At 58.8% G+C, this 18,223-nt stretch carries 17 protein-coding genes; 13 read left to right on the forward strand and 4 right to left on the reverse strand.

Features of this window, described 5'->3' with window-relative positions; genetic code table 11:
* The first annotated feature begins 297 nt into the window (after positions 1-297).
* The 13 genes from GSR16_RS05605 to GSR16_RS05665 all read left to right on the forward strand — a co-directional run bounded on the left by GSR16_RS05605 (position 298) and on the right by GSR16_RS05665 (position 13,896).
* Positions 298-1,512, forward strand: a complete 1,215-nt coding sequence (locus GSR16_RS05605) for an aspartate aminotransferase family protein (protein WP_159875542.1) — start codon at positions 298-300, stop codon at positions 1,510-1,512.
* Between the two features lie 109 nt (positions 1,513-1,621).
* Positions 1,622-2,641 (forward strand): arginine/ornithine succinyltransferase subunit alpha, encoded by a 1,020-nt coding sequence (gene aruF / locus GSR16_RS05610; protein ID WP_159875543.1) that lies wholly within the window; start codon positions 1,622-1,624, stop codon positions 2,639-2,641.
* A gap of 11 nt (positions 2,642-2,652) precedes the next feature.
* Positions 2,653-3,687 (forward strand): arginine N-succinyltransferase, encoded by a 1,035-nt coding sequence (astA, locus tag GSR16_RS05615; RefSeq protein WP_159875544.1) that lies wholly within the window; start codon positions 2,653-2,655, stop codon positions 3,685-3,687.
* Positions 3,684-5,144, forward strand: coding sequence for a succinylglutamate-semialdehyde dehydrogenase (gene astD / locus GSR16_RS05620; protein WP_159875545.1), 1,461 nt, complete (start codon positions 3,684-3,686; stop codon positions 5,142-5,144). The genes astA and astD overlap by 4 nt, the downstream gene beginning before the upstream one ends.
* A complete protein-coding gene (astB, locus tag GSR16_RS05625) occupies positions 5,141-6,487 on the forward strand; it encodes an N-succinylarginine dihydrolase (protein ID WP_159875546.1) in 1,347 nt (448 codons plus the stop codon). Before astD ends, astB begins: the two co-directional genes overlap by 4 nt.
* 720 nt (positions 6,488-7,207) lie before the next feature.
* A complete protein-coding gene (locus GSR16_RS05630) occupies positions 7,208-8,137 on the forward strand; it encodes a branched-chain amino acid ABC transporter permease (RefSeq protein ID WP_159875547.1) in 930 nt (309 codons plus the stop codon).
* Between the two features lie 17 nt (positions 8,138-8,154).
* The gene (locus tag GSR16_RS05635) at positions 8,155-9,237 is read left to right on the forward strand and encodes an ABC transporter permease subunit (protein WP_159875548.1); all 1,083 of its coding nucleotides are present in this window, start codon (positions 8,155-8,157) and stop codon (positions 9,235-9,237) included.
* A gap of 3 nt (positions 9,238-9,240) precedes the next feature.
* Complete coding sequence (locus tag GSR16_RS05640) at positions 9,241-10,011, forward strand: ABC transporter ATP-binding protein (protein ID WP_159875549.1); 771 nt, start codon at positions 9,241-9,243, stop codon at positions 10,009-10,011.
* Positions 10,008-10,718 (forward strand): ABC transporter ATP-binding protein, encoded by a 711-nt coding sequence (locus GSR16_RS05645; RefSeq protein WP_159875550.1) that lies wholly within the window; start codon positions 10,008-10,010, stop codon positions 10,716-10,718. Before GSR16_RS05640 ends, GSR16_RS05645 begins: the two co-directional genes overlap by 4 nt.
* A 15-nt stretch (positions 10,719-10,733) precedes the next feature.
* Positions 10,734-11,525, forward strand: a complete 792-nt coding sequence (locus GSR16_RS05650; protein ID WP_159875551.1) for a YdcF family protein — start codon at positions 10,734-10,736, stop codon at positions 11,523-11,525.
* 33 nt (positions 11,526-11,558) lie between these two features.
* A complete protein-coding gene (locus tag GSR16_RS05655; protein ID WP_159875552.1) occupies positions 11,559-12,311 on the forward strand; it encodes a competence/damage-inducible protein A in 753 nt (250 codons plus the stop codon).
* A 259-nt stretch (positions 12,312-12,570) separates the two neighbouring features.
* A complete protein-coding gene (locus GSR16_RS05660) occupies positions 12,571-12,942 on the forward strand; it encodes a fatty acid desaturase (protein ID WP_159875553.1) in 372 nt (123 codons plus the stop codon).
* A gap of 33 nt (positions 12,943-12,975) precedes the next feature.
* Positions 12,976-13,896 (forward strand): DMT family transporter, encoded by a 921-nt coding sequence (locus tag GSR16_RS05665; protein ID WP_159875554.1) that lies wholly within the window; start codon positions 12,976-12,978, stop codon positions 13,894-13,896.
* Positions 13,897-13,995: 99 nt separating this feature from the next.
* Here GSR16_RS05665 and GSR16_RS05670 read toward each other — a convergent pair whose 3' ends face one another.
* The 4 genes from GSR16_RS05670 to GSR16_RS05685 all read right to left on the reverse strand — a co-directional run bounded on the left by GSR16_RS05670 (position 13,996) and on the right by GSR16_RS05685 (position 18,087).
* On the reverse strand, positions 13,996-15,087 hold the full coding sequence (locus GSR16_RS05670) for a polyamine ABC transporter substrate-binding protein (RefSeq protein WP_159875555.1): 1,092 nt from the start codon (positions 15,085-15,087) through the stop codon (positions 13,996-13,998).
* A 169-nt stretch (positions 15,088-15,256) separates the two neighbouring features.
* Entirely contained in the window at positions 15,257-16,147 is an 891-nt protein-coding gene (mmsB, locus tag GSR16_RS05675; RefSeq protein ID WP_159875556.1) for a 3-hydroxyisobutyrate dehydrogenase, read from the reverse strand.
* Positions 16,148-16,171: 24 nt separating this feature from the next.
* Complete coding sequence (locus tag GSR16_RS05680; RefSeq protein WP_159875557.1) at positions 16,172-17,293, reverse strand: enoyl-CoA hydratase/isomerase family protein; 1,122 nt, start codon at positions 17,291-17,293, stop codon at positions 16,172-16,174.
* Positions 17,294-17,304: 11 nt separating this feature from the next.
* Entirely contained in the window at positions 17,305-18,087 is a 783-nt protein-coding gene (locus GSR16_RS05685) for an enoyl-CoA hydratase (RefSeq protein WP_159875558.1), read from the reverse strand.
* Positions 18,088-18,223 lie beyond the last annotated feature (136 nt).

Consider the following 18,223-nt stretch of genomic DNA (forward strand, 5'->3'; position numbering starts at 1 on the left):
CTGGAGTGGATGTCGCGATTGCGGCAGGCTGGTGGCCCGCACGATAGTCTTTTTGCGCTGATTTCTTGCCTATTGTGCCGGCTTGTTGTGCAAGATGTTGAAAGTAAAGATAAATATTGCGGATTGGCGGGTTTGAGATAGGTCAAGTAATTTTATAAGCTGATGTCGCAAACCGGATATGGGATCGTCGGAAGATTCGATTAGAATCATTTCAAGCGTATTAAATCATAACAATGCCGTTTACTGCCCCGGACAGCAGGCAGAAACGGAGGACCAAGCAGGAAGGAAACTAAAAAGATGAGCAATTCGATCACCCGCGCTGATTTCGACCAGGTCATGGTCCCCAATTACGGCCCGGCAGCATTTATTCCGGTCAAGGGTCTGGGTTCGCGTGTCTGGGATCAGGATGGTCGCGAATTCATTGATCTGGCCGGTGGTATCGCGGTGAATTCGCTGGGCCATTGCCACCCGCAACTGGTGGCTGCGCTGACCGAACAGGCTGGCAAGCTGTGGCATGTATCCAATGTGTTTACCAACGAGCCGGTACTGAAGCTGGCCCATGCGCTGACTGCGGCCACCTTTGCCGACCGTGCCTTCTTCTGCAACTCCGGTGCCGAGGCCAATGAAGCCTGCTTCAAGCTGGCACGCAAATACGCTGCCGATCATTTCGGCGCGGACAAGAACGAAATCATCTCCTGCAAGAACTCCTTCCACGGTCGTACCCTGTTCACCGTGAGCGTGGGTGGTCAGCCCAAGTACACCGAGGGCTTTGCTCCGGTACCGGCTGGCATCCACCATTTCGAGTTCAACAATATCGATTCCCTCAAGGCCGCCATCAGCGACCGCACCTGCGCCGTGGTCATCGAGCCGGTACAGGGTGAGGGTGGCGTGCTGCCGGCTGACAAGGCCTTCCTGCAAGCCGCACGCGAACTGTGCGACCAGCACAATGCCTTGCTGATTTTCGATGAAGTACAAACCGGCGTGGGCCGTACCGGCTCGCTGTATGCCTATCAGGAATATGGCGTCACCCCGGACATCTTGTCCAGCGCCAAAGCTCTGGGTGGTGGCTTTCCCATCGGGGCGATGCTGACCACCGACAAGATCGCCAAGAGCTTCTCGGTCGGCACTCACGGAACCACTTATGGTGGCAATCCGCTGGCGTCCGCAGTAGCCCTCAAGGTCATCGAAATCGTCAATACCCCGGAAGTGCTGGCCGGTGTGCGTGCCAAGAGCCAGCGTCTGCGCGATGGCCTGAACGCCATCAATGACAAGTACAAGGTATTCAAGGGAGTGCGCGGCATGGGCCTGCTGCTGGGTTGCGTGCTGAGCGACGACTTTGCCGGCCGTGCCAAGGACTTCATCACCGCTGCTGCCAAGCATCAGCTGCTGCTGCTGGTTGCCGGTGTCAATGTCGTGCGCCTGGCACCTTCGCTGGTGGTGGAAGAGCGTGACATCGACGAAGCCCTGCAGCGTTTCGATGCTGCAGTAGCCGAAATCGTCGCCGCCAAGTAAGCCCCCGTTTTTTCTGCAAGAGACACCACAGCCCGGCCTTGCCGTGGCTGTGGGTACGGCTGCGCCCGCGAAACGGCGCAGCGGCTTACCCCCCAGAGGGAGGTTACCCATGTTTATCGTGCGCCCCGTCCGTACAGCCGACTTGCCCGCCATCGAAAGAATGGCTGTTGCCAGCGGTATCGGAGTGACCAGCCTGCCCAATAATCGGGACAAGCTGTTCGAACGCATCCAGCAGTCTTCATCGTCTTTCGAGTTTGAAGCCACCGCCGAAACCGGCAGCGAATATTATATGTTCGTGCTGGAATCCGCTGGCGAGGTGGTTGGCACCGCCTCCATCAGCGCCTGTGCCGGTTTTGACGAGCCCTTCTACAGCTACCGTAGCGAAACCTTTGTGCATGCCTCGCGCACCCTCAAGGTGAACAACCGCGTGCATGTGCTCAATATCTGCCACGACCTCACCGGCATGGTGCAGCTGTGCGGTTTCTATGCCGATGCCGTACTGGAACCGCTGGCCGCCGAGCTGTTGTCACGGGCGCGTTTGCTGTTCATCGCCTCGGCGCGTGAGCGCTTTGGCCGCCGCATCATTGCCGAAATGCAGGGCATTCATGACGATGCCGGCCAGTCGCCGTTCTGGAACGCCATTGGCCGTCGTTTCTTCAATATGGATTTCCTGCAGGTCGAGCAGGCCTTTGTCGGCCACAGCAAAACCTTTATCGCCGAGCTGATGCCCAGCTATCCCATCTACGTGCCCTTGCTGCCGGATGAGGCGCAGAACGCCATTGGCCAGATTCACGCCAATTTCGAGCGTCCCTGCCGCTTGCTGACCACCGAAGGTTTCGAGGCCGACAACTACATCGACATCTTCGATGGCGGTGCGGTGCTGACTGCCGAGCTGGATAGACTGCAAACGCTGGAGCGCAATCGTTGCCACCCGGTGGAAGTGTCAGCCAGCTTGCCGGCCCAGGCCAACCTGCAATTGGTGTGTAACCTGCAGGTGGGCGACTTTGTTGCCGCCGCCATCCGCGTGGCCATTGTTGACGGCGTGGCCTTCATTAATCCGGATGCCGCGCAGGCGCTGGGTGTAAGCAGTGGCGACACCGTGCGTGTGGTCGGCTTGCAGCAAGGCTGAGGAGAAACAGCATGATGATTATCCGTCCGATCGCACACAGCGATCTGCCCGGCCTGATGAATCTGGCGCGTAGTGCTGGTGTGGGTCTTACCTCGCTGCCGGTAAATGAAGACCGCTTGGCGCGTCGCATCAGCCGCTCGGTATTGTCCTTTGCCGGCGAGCTGGACCGCGCCGATCAGGGCTATGTGTTCGTGCTGGAAGACAGCGAAACCGGCCAGGTTGGCGGCATCTGCGCACTGGAAGCCGCCGTCGGCCTGAAAGAGCCCTGGTACAACTATCGCGTGGGCACCATCGTCCATGCTTCGGACGAGTTGGGCGTGTATTCGCGTCACGAAACCCTGTTCCTGTCCAATGACCATACCGGTTATTCCGAGCTGTGCACCTTGTTCCTGCACCCGGATTTCCGTGCTAACCGCAACGGCGGCCTGCTGTCGAAAAGCCGCTTCCTGTTTCTGGCGCAATTCCCGCAGCTGTTCGGCAAGACCGTGGTGGCGGAGATGCGTGGAGTATCCGATGCCGATGGCCGCTCGCCCTTCTGGGAGGGGCTGGGCCGTCATTTCTTCTCCATCGACTTTGCCGAGGCGGATTACCTCACTGGCGTCGGTCAGAAGGCCTTTGTCGCCGAACTGATGCCCAAGCATCCGGTATACGTGGATTTCCTGCCGGCAGATGCCCAGGCGGTGATCGGCAAGACCCACGACAACACCCGCCCGGCCGTGGCCATGCTGGAATCCGAAGGCTTCCGCTACGAAGGTTATGTCGACATTTTCGATGCCGGTCCTACCGTGCAGGCCTATACCAGCGAGATTCGTGCGGTGAAGGAAAGCCGTACCGTGGCGGTGCGGCTGGCCGACCCGCTGCCGGAAGGCGAGCGTTGCCACTATCTGGTATCCAATGAATCGCTGACCGGTTTCCGGGTGATTCTGGCTGACGCCCCGGCCCCCACCCACGAATTCTGCCTGACGCCGGAACAGGCGCAGGCCCTGAATGTGCAGCAAGGCGAACACGTGCGCTGCGTGGCGCTGTCGCCCAAGGAGAAAGCATGAGCACCCTGTTTATCAATGGTGAATGGCTGGCTGGTACCGGCGCGGCCATGAGCAAGACCAATCCGGCCACTGCCCAAGTCATCTGGCAAGGGCAGGGCGCTGATGCGGCGCAGGTGGATGCCGCGGTGGCGCATGCACGTCAGGCTTTCAAAGCCTGGGCACGTACCGGGCTGGATCAGCGTATTGCCATCGCCCGTCGTTTTGGCGAGCTGCTGACTACCAACAAGGACGCACTGGCCACCATTATTGCCAAGGAAACCGGCAAGCCGATGTGGGAAGCGCTGACCGAAGTCACCACCATGGTCAACAAGGTGGAGATTTCGGTGAAGTCCTATAACGAGCGTACTGGCGAGCGCGCCGCGACCATGGGCGATGCCCAGGCGGTGCTGCGCCACAAGCCGCATGGCGTGGTTGCCGTATTCGGCCCTTACAACTTCCCCGGTCATTTGCCGAATGGCCATATCGTACCGGCGCTGCTGGCGGGTAACTGCGTACTGTTCAAACCGTCGGAACTGACGCCGTGGACCGCACAGGAAACGGTGCGCCTGTGGGCCGAAGCCGGCTTACCGACCGGGGTGATTGCCCTGCTGCAAGGCGCGCGTGAAACCGGCATTGCCCTGGCTGGCCACAAGGGCATCGACGGCCTGTTCTTTACCGGCAGCTCGGCTACGGGTGAACTGCTGCACCGCAATTTCGGTGGTCAGCCGGACAAGATCGTGGCGCTGGAAATGGGCGGCAACAATCCGCTGATCGTGGAAGACGTGGCCGATATCGATGCCGCCGTGCACCACATCGTCCAGTCCGCATTCGTGTCGGCCGGCCAACGCTGCACCTGCGCGCGCCGCCTGCTGCTGCCGCAAGGGGCGTGGGGCGATGCGCTGCTGGCCCGATTGGTTGAAGTCACCGCCAAGCTGAAAGTGGGGCAGTACGACGAGCAACCGGCACCGTTCATGGGTGCGGTAATTTCCAATGCTGCTGCCGAAGCCCTGCTCAAGGCACAGGCCTGGCTGCTGGACAACGGCGGCAAGAGCCTGCTGGAAATGCGCCGCCTGACACCGGATGCCGCCATCCTGTCGCCCGGCATCATCGACAGCACCGCGGTGGATCGCCCGGATGAAGAGTTCTTCGGCCCGCTGCTGCAAGTCATCCGCTATGCCGACTTTGACGAGGCCATCGCCATTGCCAACGACACCCGCTTTGGCCTGGCTGGCGGTGTGCTGTCGGATAGCCGTGCTCTGTACGAACGCTATCTGCTGGAAAGCCGTGCTGGCGTGGTCAACTGGAACAAGCCGCTGACCGGCGCTTCCAGTGCCGCTCCCTTCGGTGGTATCGGTGCCTCTGGCAACCATCGCCCCAGCGCCTACTATGCCGCGGATTACTGCGCTTACCCGGTGGCTTCGCTGGAGTGCGACAGCCTGACCGTGCCTGCCCAACTTTCTCCGGGGATTACACTGTGAACGCCTATGAAGTGAATTTTGACGGCCTGGTTGGGCCGACGCACAACTACAGTGGCCTGTCCTTTGGCAATGTGGCGTCCACCAGCAATACCAAGGCGGTGTCCAATCCCAGACTGGCTGCTAAGCAAGGCCTGGCCAAGATGAAGGCGCTGCACGACCTGGGTTTCAAGCAGGGCGTGCTGGCCCCGCACGAGCGGCCGGATGTGGCCAGCCTGCGCCGCCTGGGTTTCTCTGGCACCGACGGCGAAGTGGTGGCCCGTGCCGCCAAGGAAGCCCCGGCCATTCTGGCGGCAGCCTCGTCGGCTTCCTGCATGTGGACGGCCAATGCGGCCACAGTCAGCCCGTCTGGCGATACCGCGGACAAACGCGTGCACTTTACCCCGGCCAATCTGAACAACAAATTCCACCGTTCCATCGAGCATCCGACCACCCGCCGCTTGCTGCAGGCCATGTTTGCCGATGAGCAGCATTTCATGGTGCATGAGGCGCTGCCGGCGCAGATGCACTTTGGTGATGAAGGCGCGGCCAACCATACCCGTTTCTGTGCGGAATATGACGGTGCCGGGGTGGAGTTCTTTGTGTTTGGCGCAGCGGCATTCGATGGCCGCTACCCGGCACCGCAGCGCTTCCCGGCGCGGCAGACACTGGAAGCCTGTCAGGCGGTGGCGCGCCTGCATGGTTTGTCGGAATCCGGCGTGGTGTATGCCCAGCAGGACCCGGCCACCATCGATGCCGGTGTGTTCCACAATGACGTGATTTCTGTGGGCAACCGCAATGTGCTGTTCCATCATGAAAAGTCCTTCCTGGAACAGGGCAGGGTGCTGGATGAACTGTCGCGCAAGCTGGCAGCTGCGGGTGGGACGTTTATCCCGGTGGAAGTGCCGGATGCTGAAGTGAGCGTGGCCGAGGCGGTAAAGAGCTATCTGTTCAACAGCCAACTGCTGTCCAAGCCGGATGGCAGCATGATCATCGTGGTGCCGGAAGAGTGCCGCAACGTCGAGCGCGTGTGGAGCTATCTGCAAAAGATGAGCAGCAGCGGTGGCCCGATCAACGAAATCCGCGTATTCGACCTCAAGCAGTCGATGCAGAATGGCGGCGGCCCGGCTTGCCTGCGCTTGCGGGTGGCGATGTCGGCCAGCGAGATTGCCGCAGTCAACCAGGGGGTGCTGATGAGCGATGATCTGTTCGCGACGCTGAACGCCTGGGTGGAACGGCATTACCGCGATCGCCTGAGTGCGGATGATTTGGCCGACCCCTTGCTGCTGGACGAATGCCGCACGGCGCTGGACGAGCTGACGCGCATCATGCGGCTGGGTGCGGTTTATCCCTTTCAACTGAGTTAGCGTGATGAACTGGCAGACAGAGCAAGGACGTGTCCCCGATGCATTCTGCCTGCATGTCAGTACGCCAAGCACAAAAGCCACCTGCGGGTGGCTTTTGTGCTGTTATGGGGCAGGCCGTTGAATTTTGCTGCATTGTGGGGCAATAACTAGGAATTCCGTCATGAAAAACTGGCCCGACTTTTGCTCTAGAGCCCTCTATCAGCAGTTTTTTGCTGTTTTCGCCAAGCTTTGCGTGACGAGCCATGAAATTTTTCTGGCAAGGCATGTCTTGCTGTAATGAATTGAATTGTATCCCGAAGATTGTATACATTCGAATGAGTGCGAAAATTCTATGTTCGCATTGGAATGTGAATGAACATTTCTTTTCGGAAGCGAATAATTTCAAGGAGAAACATGTCAAAAATGTGAAAATACAGGCTGGTGATGGTGTGTTACAGCGCAGCAGGGATATCCAATTTTATCTTGTTGCGGCGCAGTAATATTTCCTTAAAAAAATCAATAAAATCAATCGCTTATGCAAATTTTAAATGATTTGCTTTTTAGCTGTTTTTCGCCGGTTTTTAAGATTGACAGTCGATTGAATCCACACGCATAATCCGTGCGGCTGTCAGACAGAAGCCAGAAAAATGGTTCGATGCGACAGGCTACAACTACAGGTGGCATAAGAAGAGGGGAAGCCCTACAAGCTGCTGGGTCGTTTAATCAAAGGAGATCTCCCACGTGGACATTTTTTTCCAACAGATCCTCAATGGTCTGGTACTTGGTAGTATCTATGCGCTGATTGCGCTGGGTTACACCATGGTGTACGGGATCATGGGCCTCATCAACTTTGCCCATGGCGAAGTCGTGATGTTTGGTGCCATGGTGACCATTTCGGTGGTATCCGCTCTGACCAACGCAGGTGTCAACCTGCCTGGCTGGGCTATTGTACTGATTGGCATGCTGGTGGCCATTCCGGCCTGCATGCTGCTGGGCTTCGTCATCGAGCGGGTGGCTTACCGTCCGCTGCGTGGCGCTCAGCGCCTGGCACCGCTGATTACCGCGATTGGCTTGTCCATCGTGTTGCAGCAGGTGGCCATCCTGATCTGGGGCCGTAACTACATCCCCTTCCCGCAAGTGCTGAACCATGACACCGTGGAAATCTTCGGAGCCACCATTACCAAGCTGCAGATCATCATCGTGGTGATGTGCCTGGCTATCATGACTGGCCTGTTGGTGATGGTTGAGAAGACCAAGCTGGGTCGCGCCATGCGTGCCACCAGCCAGAACCCGGCCGTGGCCGGCCTGATGGGTGTCAATGTCAACACCATCATCTCCGCTACCTTCGTCCTGGGCTCCGCCCTGGGGGCGGTGGCTGGCGTGATGGTTGCCACCAACTACGACCAGGCTCACTACTATATGGGCTTCATGATCGGCCTGAAGGCGTTTACCGCCGCAGTGCTGGGTGGTATCGGCAATCTGGGCGGTGCAGTGGCCGGCGGTATCCTGCTGGGCATCATCGAAAGCCTGGGTGCCGGTTATATCGGTCAACTGACCGGTGGCTTCCTGGGTTCCAACTATCAGGACATCTTCGCCTTCATGGTGCTGATCCTGGTGCTGATTTTCCGTCCGTCCGGCCTGCTGGGCGAAAAAATGGCTGACCGTGCCTGATCTGGGGGAGAAATAACATGAGCAAGGCACTCGATTCCAAAAAACTCGGGCTGTTTATCGCCTGCGGCATTGCCCTGTGCGTACTGCCCTTCGTGGTAGGCGGTGCCCTGGGTAATTCCTGGGTACGTATCGTCGACTTCGCGTTGCTGTACGTGATGCTGGCACTGGGCCTGAACATCGTAGTGGGCTTTGCCGGCCTGCTCGACCTGGGTTTCATCGCCTTCTATGCCGTGGGCGCTTATACCTACGCGCTGCTGGGTTCGCCGCACTTCGGCATCCATTGGCCCTTCTATGTCACCATCCCGCTGGGTGCGCTGTTTGCCGCCTTCTTCGGGGTTCTGCTCGGTACTCCGGTACTGCGCCTGAAAGGTGACTATCTGGCCATCGTGACGCTGGGTTTCGGTGAAATCATCCGTATCTTCATGAACAACCTGAACGCGCCGATCAACATCACCAACGGCCCGCAAGGGGTGAACCTGATCGATCCGATCCGCGTGGCCGGTGTGGACCTGGGTACGCCGCTCAACCTGTTCGGCCTGACGTTGCCGCCGGTCTACCTGTATTACTACCTCTTCCTGGTGCTGACCGTGGTGGTGGTGATCATGGCTTCCCGCCTGCAGCACTCCCGTATCGGTCGTGCCTGGGTGGCACTGCGTGAAGACCAGATTGCCGCGTCGGCCATGGGTATCAACATCCGCAACATCAAGCTGCTGGCCTTTGCCCTGGGTGCACTGTCCGGTGGTGTGGCCGGTGGCCTGTTCTCTGCCTTCCAGGGCTTTGTTTCGCCGGAATCCTTCAGCTTGCTGGAATCCATCATGATCCTGGCCATGATCGTTCTGGGTGGCATGGGCAATATCGCCGGTGTGATCCTGGGTGCTGTCGTGCTGACCATTGCGCCGGAAATCCTGCGTGACGTGATTGGCCCGCTGCAGATGAAGACCATGGGTCGCATGCTGATCGACCCGGAAAACGCCCGCATGCTGCTGTTTGGCATTGCCATGGTGGCGATGATGCTGGTCCGTCCGGAGGGCATGCTGCCGTCCAAGCGCCGCAAGGCTGAATTCAAGGACGCCAAAGAAGCGGCTGCGCAGAAAGGTTAAGTCATGGCTGAAGTACTGCTGAAAATCGAAGGCATCAACAAGCGTTTTGGCGGTCTGCACGCACTGAGCGATGTCGGCCTGACCATTAACAAGGGTGAAATCTATGGTCTGATCGGCCCGAACGGTGCCGGCAAGACCACACTGTTCAACGTGCTGACCGGCCTGTACGTGCCGGACGAAGGCTCCTTCACCTTTGACGGCCACAACCTGTTCCAGGCCAAGCCGCACATCGTGGTGAACGCCGGTATCGCCCGTACCTTCCAGAACATCCGCCTGTTCGCGGAAATGACCGCGCTGGAAAACGTGATGGTGGGTCGCCACATCCGTTCCAAGGCCGGTGCACTGGGTGCGGTACTGCGTGACCGCCGTACCCGTGAGGAAGAAAAGGCGATTACTGCCAAAGCATGGGAACTGCTGGAGTACGTAGGCATTGCCGACGTGGCCGACGAACGTGCCCGCAACCTGTCCTACGGCCACCAGCGTCGTCTGGAAATCGCCCGTGCACTGGCCACCGAGCCCAAGCTGCTGGCACTGGACGAACCGGCTGCCGGCATGAACCCGCGCGAAACCGAAGAGCTCAAGGAACTGATGAGCAAGATCGCCAAGAGCGGTGTCACGGTTTTGCTGATTGAACACGACGTCAAACTCATGATGGGCCTGTGCGATCGCATCGCGGTGCTGGATTACGGCAAGAAAATTGCCGAAGGCATCCCGGAAGACGTACGCAAGAACCCGAAAGTGATTGAGGCTTACCTGGGAGCGGCACACGCATGAGCCTTCTGGAAGTTAAAAACCTGCAAGTGGCTTACGGCGGCATTCAGGCTGTACGTGGCGTGGATTTCCACATCAACCAGGGCGAGTTGGTTACCCTGATCGGTGCCAACGGTGCCGGCAAGACCACCACCCTGAAAACCCTGATCGGCATGGTGAAGCCGTCTGGCGGCAGCATCAGCTATGATGGCAAGCTTAACGGCACCATTGCCTCGCACGACTACGTGCGTCATGGCCTGGTGATGGTTCCGGAAGGCCGTGGCATCTTCGGCAAGCTGACGGTGGAAGAAAACCTGCAGATGGGCGCTTACTACCGTAACGACCCGGCAGCCATCCAGAGCGAAATCGAGCGCGTGTACGAACTGTTCCCGCGCCTGAAAGAGCGTTTCAAGCAGCTGGCCGGCACCCTGTCCGGTGGCGAACAGCAAATGGTGGCCATGGGCCGCGCCATGCTGTCCAAGCCCAAGCTGCTGCTGCTGGATGAACCGTCCATGGGTCTGGCACCGATCATCGTGGAAAAGATCTTCGAGATCATCCAGATGATTGCCAAGGAAGGCGTGACCATGCTGCTGGTGGAGCAGAACGCCAAACTGGCCCTGGAAGTGTCCCAGCGCGGTTACGTGATGGAAAGCGGCCGTATCACCATGAGTGGTCCGGCGCGCGAATTGCTCGACGACGAACGCGTACGTAACGCCTACCTCGGCGAGTAAGCAAAAGAGTCTTAAATGACAGCAACGATTAGCCCCGAAGTACTGGTCCACCAGCTCTTCGGGGCCTTTTTATTGCCCCCGCTGCTTTTCATTCTCCCCATCGTTCTGGGCCTGTTGCTGCGCCGCCGTGCGCCAGCCATGGGAACAAGCCTGGCATGTCTTGGCCTGCTGCTGGCCTATCTGCTGTCCATCCCGCGTACTGCCATGTGGCTGAATGGCGGACTGGAGCGCTACCCGGTGGCAAGCATGGCCCAGCTGCAACAGCAACAGGCCATCGTGGTGCTGGGGGGCGGCAAGAAACCGGCACCGGAATACGAGCGCAATGAACCCAGTGCCGATACCCAGACCCGGCTGCGCTACGCCGCCTTTCTGGCACGGCGTACCCATCTGCCCCTGCTGGTGACTGGCGGTTCGCCCTATGGTGGCGAGCCGGAAGGCGAGGTGATGGCACGCACCCTGCAACAGGATTACGGCCTGCCGGTGCGATGGGTGGAGATGCAGTCCATCACCACGCTGGAGAATGCCCGCTACAGTGCCCTCATGCTGAAAAAGGCGGGCATCAGCCGCATCGTGCTGGTCAGCCAGGGCTGGCATCTGCGCCGCGCGCTGCCCTTCTTCCAGGCGCAGGGACTGAATGTGCTGCCTGCACCCACCGGTTTTGTCCGCTATGATGGCGCAGGGCTGGCCTGGTATCTGCCCGCCGGGCGAGCCATGCAGGAATGCCATTCCGCCTTGCGCGAATGGCTGGGCATTTTCTTTTACTCGGTACAAGGCTGGTTGCACGGCAGGGCCACGCAGCCGGACTAAAGCCGGGTTAACTCCGAGCAAGAGGTGTGAAGCGTGAAAGTTGCAGCCATCATCATCGGCGATGAATTATTGTCCGGCAAACGGCAGGACAAGCATTTGCAATCCCTGATCCGCATTCTGGCGGCGCGCGGCCTGAGCCTGGCCGCTGCGGAATACGTGGGCGACGACGCGGCACGCATCACCGCCGCCTTGCAACGTGCCTTTGCCAGCGGCGAACTGGTGTTCAGTTTTGGCGGCATCGGTGCCACCCCGGACGACCATACCCGCAGCTGTGCCGGACAGGCCCTGGGCTTGCCACTGGAGGTTCACCCCGAAGCCGGCGCGCTGATAGAAGCACGTTTCGGTGCCGATGCCTATCCGCACCGCATCAATATGGCGATGTTTCCGCCAGGTAGCCGCATCATCCCCAATCCGGTGAACCAGATTGCCGGTTTCTCGCATGGCGATGTGCATTTTGTGCCAGGCTTCCCGGCCATGGCCTGGCCGATGATCGAATGGGTGCTGGATAGCCAGTACCGCCAGCTGTTCAATGACAGCCCGGATGTGGAGCAGGGCGTGATTGCGCTGGATGCCCGCGAGGGCGACCTGATTACCCTGATGCAGGACTTCAGCCAGCGCTATCCTGCCCTCAAACTGTCCAGCCTGCCCAGCTTTGGCAGCGACACCATTCCGCAGATGCATATCGACTTCGGTTTCACCGGCCAGCGCCAGCTGGTGGAAATTGCCATCGCCGAATGGCGCAAGGCACTGACGGCGGCGGGGTATACCTTGCGCGACAGGGATTAAAGTCCTGTGATGTGTATTAGGCGCTGCTAACAAAATGCTGTTGCGGCGCTGTGCCTATTTGACTCTGCTCCTTGTTCTGCAGAGTGCTGTGCTATGTTATTTCTCGTTCTAATCAAATATCGCCTTTATGGCTGTCATAATTCCGGATGATTCGTAAGCTCGCTTCACCATTTTCTTGTTTTAATTCGCAGATGGAAGAATGTATTGTTTGATGCCGTGGTGCTCTTGTTGCTAATGCCTTGTGGCATTGCTTAGCGCCATGATTCTTTCAGTTTATTTTATTCTTCCAATAGTCCGATTGCTTGGCGAGTTGTCCGAACACTACCCGATGATGTGGTGCAAAAGCGATGTACAGGTTTTCTATTCCCGCAATCGTTATGCAGGTTTCACTGAACGTCTGTTTATCGGCATGCATGGCGACCATTTCCATCTCACACATCACCTCTTGCCAGGGGTTCCGCACTGGAATCTTGCCGCTGCCACAAAAATTCTGCGAGAGGATAAGGCATTCCGGATGTGGGATGATTACTGGGGAGGGATATTTTCATCGAATCGTAATGATCGAATCAGTTTGATTCGCTTTATTCGTCACGAATGGCAATCACTGCCTGTCCTACCCTCTAATCACTAATTCAACGGTCAATCAAGGTAAGGAAATTCGTCGATGTTTTTTTTCCTGTTTCGTCGTGCAGAATTTCTTGCCTTGATGGCTGCTATTCTGAATGGCTCTATTGGGGTGTTGACCAGGTTTGCCTTCCATGATGGATCGACACCCATTTTGGTGGCATTCTGGAAGTGCTTTGGGGCATTTGTTTTGCTTGGGTTGTATTGTTTGACGCAATCCACTTTAAAAAAAGAAGTGTTGGTGCTCGCCGGTAAGTGGCGGTTATTTTCGCTACTCGCATTTTTAGGTGTGTTTTGCTTGTATTTTTTCGAGACCTTGGCTTTCCAACAAGCTTCTATCCCGTTGGTGTCGTTTCTGACCTATGCTGCGGGTGGTGTCACTATTGTTATGTCAGCAGTGTTGCTTGGTGAGCGATTGAATCGTTACACGATGATGGCTTTCTTTGCAATTGTTGCTGGAGTTTATTTGATTTTTTGCTTTGAAGCAGATGTGGCAGGAACGTATCTTGGTATTTTAATGGCGTTGTTGGGTGGTCTGGGTTACGCGCTATTTATTTTTGCGGCAAAATACTTCAAGGCGGGTAGTGGTGTCTCGCATTTGGTTTGGTTGTTTGGTTTTGGGAGTTTGTATTTATTTATCCCGTTATTGCTGGAGGGGTTTCGTTTTCCAGGTGCCACATCGATATTGGCAATTTTAGCCTTGATTGTTTTTCCAACTATTGGTGGTTTTTATTTCACTACCAAGGCGGTGGAGTATGGTGAGGCAAGTAAAGTGCAAATCATCGAAACCAGTGACCCTTTGTTTTCCACCTTGTTTGCTTTTTTGTTGTTTGGTGATGCGCTTGGCTGGATGGGTTCAATTGGTGCTGCATGTATCACGGTGGGTCTCTTGCTTGCGGTGAAAAGCCCGTCATTGGCAGGCCGTGTAGTTACCGAAACCCAAGCTCGTGAGCGTGGCTAACCGTATGCGTTATGTGTAGCGCGAACGCGCTTGAACTGACCTGTGGCACATGCAAAAAGGGGCTTTGCGCCCCTTTTTTGTTTAACTGGACCTTGCCGCTCAGCGCCCGGTCTTCAGCTGTGTCCACAGCCGGTTTTGCAGCCGCATGATGTCAGCCGGCACTGCTTCCAGCAGGAACAGTTTGTTGATGAGGGCCGGTGGCGGGTAGATGGCCGGGTCATTGGCAATCTCCGGCTTCACGAACTTGCGCGCCGCCGCATTGGCAGTAGGGTAGAACACGGTATTGGTGATGCCGGCGTTCACCTGCGGGGTTTGCATGTAGTTGATCCACTGCAGGGCGGAATCGACATTCTTGGCTCCCTTGGGAATCACCATCACGTCAAACCACAGTGGTGCACCGGTCCTGGGGATGTAATAGGCCAGCTGGTAGGGGCGTTTGGCTTCGGCCGCCCTTGCCTTGGCAATCACCACGTCACCGGAATAGCCCAGCACCATGCAGATATCGCCATTGGCCAGTTCGTTGATATAGCCGGATGAGCTGAAGCGCTTGATATAGGGGCGGATTTTTTGCAGGGTCTGGAAGGCCGCCTGATAGTCAGCCGGGTTGCGGCTGTTGGGTTGCTTGCCCAGATAGTGCAGGGTGGTGGCAAACACTGCCTTGGCATCGTCCAGCACCGAAATGCCGCAGCCTTTCAGTTTTGCCGCTTTTTGCGGGTTGAACAGGTTGTCCCAGTCATCCAGCGGGGTGTCCTTGCCCAATAGCGGCTGCACCTTGGTCAGGTTGTAGCCCAGGCCATCGGTGCCATAGGCCCAGGGGACGCCATACAGATTGCCCGGGTCGGCTCCGGCTATCTTGGCCATCAGTGCCGGGTCCAGATTACGCAGATTGGGCAGCTTGCTCTTGTCCAGCTTCTGGAAGGCCCCGGCCTGAATCTGCTTGGCCATGAAGTCCGAGGTGGGGGTGACGATGTCGTAGCCGGAGCTGCCGGTCAGCAGCTTGGATTGCAGGGTTTCATTGCTGTCGTAATTGTCGTAGCGCACCTTGATGCCGGTCTGCTTTTCAAAGCCGGGAATGGTGTCCTTGGCAATGTAGTCGGACCAGTTGTACACATTCAGCACGCCGGCTGCGCTGGATGCCTGGCTGGCGGCAGCCAGCAGCAGGGCTGAGGCAAGCAGTTTTCTGGTTTTCATGGCTGGTTTCCTGAGCGGTTGAAATACGTCGTCATGAAGGCCGTTGGACTCGCTGTCCATCGCCAGGTTTCCGCCGCCGTGTTGCAACAGGCCGAATGGCCCTGATGCGCAGAGCGCAAGCATGAAAAAGCCCGGCGCAAGGGCCGGGCTGATGTCTGCATCGGGTGTGTCAATCCTGATGGTAGAAGTGCTGCAGGATGCTGGAAAAATCCAGCTGACCCTTGCCCTCAGCCGCATGGCTTTCATACAGATTGCGCGCCAGCGACCCCAGCGGGGTGGCCGCGTGGCTGTCCAGCGCAGTGGCCTCGGCCAGACCCAGGTCTTTGAGCATCAGCGCGGTCATGAAGCCGCCGCTATAGCCACGGCTGGCCGGGGCGGTTTCCATCACGCCGGGCCAGGGGTTGTACAGTTCCAGCGCCCAGTTGCGGCCGGAACTCTTGCTCATGATGTCGGACAGGACTTTCGGATCCAGCCCGTTCTTCACCCCCAGCGCCAGCGCCTCGGCAGTGCCTGCCATCAGGATGCCCAGCAGCATGTTGTTGCAGATCTTGGCGGTCTGGCCCGCGCCATTGCCTCCGGCATGAAAAATGTTCTTGCCCATGGCTTCCAGCAGCGGGCGTGCTTCGGCCACATCTTCTGTCGCACCGCCAACAATGAAGGTGAGCGTACCGGCAGCGGCCCCCGCCGTGCCACCGGAAACCGGCGCGTCCAGCATGCGCAGGCCAGCCGCGCTGGCGGCTTCGGCCACCTTGCGCGCATCACCGGCGGCAATGGTGCTGCAGTCAATCACCAGTGTGCCCGCCGGCAGCTGTGCAAACAGCCCCTGTTCGCCCAGAAACAGTGTCTGCACATGCTTGCCGGCCGGCAGCATGGAAATCACCACGCTGGCACCCTGTGCTGCGTCAAGGGCGCTGCTGGCGGCGCGGGCACCGGCTTGTGTCAGCTTGGCCAGCGCGTCTGCCGACAAATCAAAAGCGGCGACGCTAAAACCCTTGGCTACCAGATTGAGCGCCATTGGCCCGCCCATATTGCCCAGGCCGATGAAGGCGATGTGTGTCATTGCGTCTCTCCTGTTGTGTACTGCTTAGCGCAAGTCCGCCAGCGGGTGCTGCTCCGCCGGCCACGGCGCCACAAAGTGGCTGTCTACCCAGTGCTGCGGGATGTCGGCCAACTGGCGGTAGTGCCATTGCGGTTGCCTGTCCTTGTCCACCAGCAGCGCGCGCACGCCTTCGCGGAAGTCCGGCTTGTGGCAGAAATTGAGCGACAGGATCAGCTCCATGCGCAGCGCTTCGGCCAGCGACAGGTGGCGGGCGCGCTGGAAGATTTCCCAGGTCACGGCGGCGGACACCGGGCAGCCGTGACGGAAATTTTTGGCTGCACTGGCCAGCCAGTCGTCGTCGAACTGCCAGCTGCCCAGGGCATCGGCCACTGTGGCGAGGTCGCCCATGCTCATCAGCTGATGAATGGTCAGCAGATTGGGGGCGACATTGGACGCTGGCAGGCTGCTGCGCGCGGCGTGTTCCAGCTGGCTGAGCAGGGCGGAAACCTGAGCGCTGCGGGTGGCGGTGTCGGCATCCCAGTATTGCTGTTGCAGCTGCTCCAGCAACTGCGGCCAGGCATCGCTGGCCAGCACGTGGTCGGCCAGATTGCAGATCAGTGCATCGTGCGCATTCAGTGGCGCGCCGGTGAGGCCGAGGAACAGGCCGACCCGCGCTGGCATGCGTTGCAGAAACCAGCTGCCGGCCACGTCCGGATACAGGCCGATGGTGATTTCCGGCATGGCAATGCGGGTGGCGCTGGTGGCCACGCGGTGGCTGGCCCCGGCCATCAGCCCCAGCCCGCCACCCATCACGATGCCGTGGCCCCATACGATGAGCGGCTTGGCATAGCAGTGGATGTGGTAGTCCAGCGTGTATTCCTCACGGAAGAACACCAGCGCCTGCGGCTGAGGATGGCTGTCGTCGGCCAGCAGCGCTTCGCGCAGGGCGCGCACATCGCCACCGGCGCAGAAGGCCTTTTCGCCAGCACCGCGCAGCAGTACGGCGGCGATGTCGGGGTCGGTTTCCCAGGCGGCAAGCTTGGCTTGCAGCAGGCGGATCATCTCCAGCGTCAGCGCATTGAGCGACTTTTCGCTGTTGAGGGTGGCAATACCCAGGCGCTTGCCATCGGCACTGCGGCATTCTTCAAACAATACGGCGTCGTGCATGGCGGCTCCTGTCAGTGGTTGTGCCATTGTGGGCTGCGCTTGGCCAGAAAGGCCTGCACACCTTCTTGCTGGTCGGCGGTATCGAACAGCTTGATGAACTGCTCGCGCTCGTGAATCAGGTTATAGCCGGGCGGCTCGATGCGTGCGCGCTGCACCAGCTGCTTGCACACCTTGACCGAGGAGGGGGACTGGCGCGCCACTTTTTCCGCCAGCTTGAGTGCGGCTTCCAGCGCCTGGCCCTGACCGACCACTTCTTCCACCAGGCCGATGCGCTCGGCGGTGTCGGCATCCACCCGCTCGCCACACAGAATCATGCGCTTGGCCCAGCCTTCGCCCACCAGCCACGGCAATTGCTGGGTGCCGCCAGCGCAGGGCAGCAGGCCGACCGCGGCTTCCGGCAGCGCCATTTGCGCCTGGACTTCGGCAATGCGGATGTCGCAGGCCAGCGCGCATTCCAGCCCGCCGCCCATGGCATAGCCGTTGATGGCGGCAATGCTGACACCACGGAAGGCGGCCAGCGCCTCGAAGGCTTCACCGAACAGCATGGTCATTTCGGTGGCCACCAGCTTGTTGCCGTCGGCAAACAGATTGAGGTCGGCCCCGGCGGAGAAGAACTTGCTGCCGCTGCCGGTAATCACCAGCGCGTAGATGTTGTCGTCCGCGTTCAGGTCTGCCACCAGTTGCTTGAGCGCGTTCAGGCTGGCGCGGTTCCAGGTGTTGGCTGGCGGGTTGTCGATGGTGACCTGGGCGGTGTGGCCGCGTTTTTCCACTTGCAGATGAGCGTAATGTGTCATGGCGTTCCCGATCATTGGTAAGTAGTGCCTACAGTCTGTATACGATCTTTGTTGTCCTGAATCCGCTGCGCGGATGCCGGTTTGGTTTGCCGGGGCTGCGGCTGCCCGCCGGATCCTGTCAGTCCCGAGGCGCGGC

The organism is Aquitalea denitrificans (genome assembly GCF_009856625.1).
Classification (GTDB): domain Bacteria; phylum Pseudomonadota; class Gammaproteobacteria; order Burkholderiales; family Chromobacteriaceae; genus Aquitalea; species Aquitalea denitrificans.

Coding starts and splice junctions, on each gene's coding strand:
- GSR16_RS05680 (WP_159875557.1), bottom strand. CDS start 17,293: ATGCACGACGCCGTATTGTTTGAAGAATGCCGCAGTGCCGATGGCAAG.
- mmsB (WP_159875556.1), bottom strand. CDS start 16,147: ATGACACACATCGCCTTCATCGGCCTGGGCAATATGGGCGGGCCAATG.
- GSR16_RS05635 (WP_159875548.1), top strand. CDS start 8,155: ATGAGCAAGGCACTCGATTCCAAAAAACTCGGGCTGTTTATCGCCTGC.
- GSR16_RS05650 (WP_159875551.1), top strand. CDS start 10,734: ATGACAGCAACGATTAGCCCCGAAGTACTGGTCCACCAGCTCTTCGGG.
- astA (WP_159875544.1), top strand. CDS start 2,653: ATGATGATTATCCGTCCGATCGCACACAGCGATCTGCCCGGCCTGATG.
- GSR16_RS05640 (WP_159875549.1), top strand. CDS start 9,241: ATGGCTGAAGTACTGCTGAAAATCGAAGGCATCAACAAGCGTTTTGGC.
- GSR16_RS05605 (WP_159875542.1), top strand. CDS start 298: ATGAGCAATTCGATCACCCGCGCTGATTTCGACCAGGTCATGGTCCCC.
- GSR16_RS05660 (WP_159875553.1), top strand. CDS start 12,571: ATGATTCTTTCAGTTTATTTTATTCTTCCAATAGTCCGATTGCTTGGC.
- GSR16_RS05645 (WP_159875550.1), top strand. CDS start 10,008: ATGAGCCTTCTGGAAGTTAAAAACCTGCAAGTGGCTTACGGCGGCATT.
- GSR16_RS05670 (WP_159875555.1), bottom strand. CDS start 15,087: ATGAAAACCAGAAAACTGCTTGCCTCAGCCCTGCTGCTGGCTGCCGCC.
- astD (WP_159875545.1), top strand. CDS start 3,684: ATGAGCACCCTGTTTATCAATGGTGAATGGCTGGCTGGTACCGGCGCG.
- aruF (WP_159875543.1), top strand. CDS start 1,622: ATGTTTATCGTGCGCCCCGTCCGTACAGCCGACTTGCCCGCCATCGAA.
- GSR16_RS05685 (WP_159875558.1), bottom strand. CDS start 18,087: ATGACACATTACGCTCATCTGCAAGTGGAAAAACGCGGCCACACCGCC.
- GSR16_RS05665 (WP_159875554.1), top strand. CDS start 12,976: ATGTTTTTTTTCCTGTTTCGTCGTGCAGAATTTCTTGCCTTGATGGCT.